The organism is Verrucomicrobiota bacterium (assembly GCA_016871535.1).
Taxonomy (GTDB): Bacteria; Verrucomicrobiota; Verrucomicrobiia; order Limisphaerales; family SIBE01; genus VHCZ01.
The window spans coordinates 1-2,891 of record VHCZ01000421.1 but is presented as its reverse complement, the minus strand read 5'-3'; the positions used below and the strand labels follow the sequence as shown (position 1 = coordinate 2,891).

Below are 2,891 nucleotides of genomic sequence, written 5' to 3'. Positions count from 1 at the left end.
TTTCGCCAGACTTCGTTGCTTGCTCCTTACAGATCCACTTCGGGATATGCTCGTCGCTCGCGCCTCGTCTGGCCGAAAAATCCCTTGCCGCGAACGTGAGCGTATTTATGAAATGGACCACTAAGGGATGGGCGAAAGACCGTCGGGAAGAAAATTCTGCGCCAGCCCCGCCAGGGCCTTCCGCGCGTCCTGAAGAACGGACTTCAACTCCGTCTCCAGGGGTTGACCCAGCTTCTGTCCCCACTCCAGCAAAGTGTCCTCACCAGGCAGACTGGCCGCCGCTGCGAACAATTCGGCCGTCAGGATCGGGCTCTGTCCCGAGGCGACACCTGGTTGCGGCTGAGGCGGCAGGGGCGATTGATCCCGCATGAACCAGGCGGTCAACGCCACCAGAGCCACAGCCAGCGCAGTCGCTGTCCAGGCTGGTCGCCACAACATCGCCCGCGGACATTTGCAAGGCCGGTTCAGCGCCGCCACAATTCGTCCCTGAAGAAACGGCGGCGAGGAGACTCTTTCGTGATTCGCACTGGCGGCAAGTTGCTCGCCCATCCGTAGGCCGGTCTCGTAGAAATCGCGGCAGGACGGACAACGCGCAACGTGATCCTGGGCGCGGCGTGGCAAGGCGTGGTCGGCATCCAGGCTCGCCGAAATCATTCGTCGGTAGAACCAGCAAATCAGCATATTCTTCCTCTTATAGAGATTGATCGCGATCCCGTTGCAGGCGAGCCGCGAGAGCAGTCCGCGCTCGATGCAGAAGAACTTTCACATGAATTTGATTCGTCTTCATAATCCGCGCCACTTCGGCGATAGAGAATCCTTCGCCATACCGCAGCCAGAGCGCCTCGTGTTGTTTCGGTTTCAACTTTTTGGCTAATTCCCAGAGCGAACGGCTGTCGTCTTGTTTCTCCAGCGCGGTGGAGGGATCGTGCGAATCGGTCTGGAGGTCGCTGCGAATCTCCTCCATCGGTTTGGCGGCGCGGAAATGGCTGAACGCAGTCCGTTTGGCGATGGTGAAAAGCCACGCCGCGAAGGCGTAGGCCGGTTGGTAGCGGTGGATGTTCTGATACGCTTTCACGAAGGTATCTTGTGTCAAATCCTCCGCGTCGTGGCGGTTGCCGGTGAGCCGCAGGAGGAAATTGAAGATCTGGCTCTCGAACTGTTCGACCAGTTTCTCAAACGAAGCCCGGCAGCCCGTCTGGCACCGTTCGGCGAGCTGTTCCGGACTCACATCCTTTTGTTCCGCCAGGGTCACGGGGCAGACATCGGTCGTGGGATCAGTTAAAAAAGTTAAATCAGTTAAATGAGTTGAATCGGGCGATGGTTGCACTGCTTCGACGAGGCAGGGATGGAACGATTTAACCATTTAACCATTTAACCGATTTAACGGCCTGCACGCGCGTCCTACTTCTCCGCGTCCTGTTTTTCCTTCTTCTTGCCCTCATGCCCCGGAAGCTTGATGTAGCCCTCGTCGCCGACTTTCTTGAGCAGGGGCGCGACCGGGAACTCCGCGTTCACGGTGACGATTCTGTTCTTGGCGGCGACTTTGATGGACCGGACCAATTCCTGCAAATCCTCGTTGTCCGTCTGGCCCAGCAGAACCATTGCCCGGATGCCTTCGAACACCTGTTGAATCTGTTCGGTCACTTCCGCGGTTTTCGATTTCAACGCCAGCGAGAGGAAGAGTTTTTCACTCTGCTCTCTGAGGACCAACTGTCCGCCCTCAGCCATTTTGAGCACTTGCGCCTGCGGCGGCACGGCGGCGTCGACGTTGAATCCTTCGGCCACGGCGAGAAAGAAGAACGCATCCGGCGCAGCCGGAAAATCCGAAAAGGCGCCGCTGCTCTTCAGGCTGGGACTCTTGCCGGCGAGCACGCTCTTGGCCTTGTCGATTTGTTGAGCGGATTTGCCGAGGATGGCGACATGGTTCGGTTCGAGCGACAGGAACAACTCATTCTGCAAGGAATACAAAGCGGACGCGCCCTGCTGCTCTTTTGTGACCTTTCCACTCGAATCCGCGAGCAACTGGGCCGCCAGAAAACCTTCGAGAATCTTCTGGGCCTCGGCGTCCATGTGCACCATCAACACGCCGTTCTTTTCCGGGTTTTTGGCGAACTCCGTGCCGTAAGCGGTGATGTGGCTGATCTTTTGCACCAGCGCGCCTAGATCGATGCCGATTTTGTCCTTCACCTCGCCGGAGGCTTTTTCAAGCAGGTTCTGGGTCAGGAATTCGCCCACCTGAGTGCGGCGAAGATTCTGCAGGTCCAGGTGCAAGAGCCATTTGGCGTCGGAGGCGACGTGATGTTTGGGAAGAGTGGCGGCGAAGGCGGTTTGGATTGCGCACAGCGCGCAGACCGCCAGCAGGAGGAGTCGAGGTTTCATTTCGTTGGATTGTTCAGATGAACGGCTTCTTAACTTTGTTGAGGGCCCCTGGGGGTCCCGTGGTTCCAATCCATCATTCGCGCGAGGGGGCAGAAAGGTTACAGGCAACGGGTGAATTCACGATGGGCGCCGGGCAGAATCCTTCAAGGCGATGAACATCAAGGGGCGACGAGATCACTGCGTCAAAGCTAAGCCGGATCAATTCAGTCAGATGGGGAGCGCACGCGCCCTCGCGTGCTGGGGTCGGCGCCCTCGCCGACCACACCACTCGCAAGGAGCGGTCACCCTTTGGTGACTGAGTTTCTACAACGTTCCGACCGGCGGGGGCGCCGGTCGATACACGCGAGGGCGGGTGTGCTCCCCAATTTCGGCTGCATATTTACGGCTAAGTGGTCCATTTCATAAATACGCTCACGTTCGCGGCAAGGGATTTTTCGGCCAGACGAGGCGCGAGCGACGAGCATATCCCGAAGTGGATCTGTAAGGAGCAAGCAACGAAGTCTGGCGAAAAA

3 protein-coding genes are annotated in these 2,891 nt (G+C 58.0%); all 3 read right to left on the bottom strand.

The window, feature by feature from the left end; translation table 11 throughout:
* Positions 1–120: 120 nt before the first annotated feature.
* The 3 genes from FJ398_27055 to FJ398_27045 are packed head-to-tail and all read right to left on the bottom strand — an operon-like array spanning position 121 to position 2,379.
* Positions 121–681 carry a hypothetical protein gene (locus tag FJ398_27055; GenBank protein ID MBM3841536.1) on the bottom strand — a complete coding sequence of 187 codons (561 nt, stop codon included), beginning with the start codon at positions 679–681 and terminating at the stop codon, positions 121–123.
* Between the two features lie 10 nt (positions 682–691).
* Positions 692–1,363, bottom strand: coding sequence for an RNA polymerase sigma factor (locus FJ398_27050; GenBank protein ID MBM3841535.1), 672 nt, complete (start codon positions 1,361–1,363; stop codon positions 692–694).
* Between the two features lie 38 nt (positions 1,364–1,401).
* Positions 1,402–2,379 carry a hypothetical protein gene (locus tag FJ398_27045; GenBank protein ID MBM3841534.1) on the bottom strand — a complete coding sequence of 326 codons (978 nt, stop codon included), beginning with the start codon at positions 2,377–2,379 and terminating at the stop codon, positions 1,402–1,404.
* Positions 2,380–2,891: the final 512 nt, after the last annotated feature.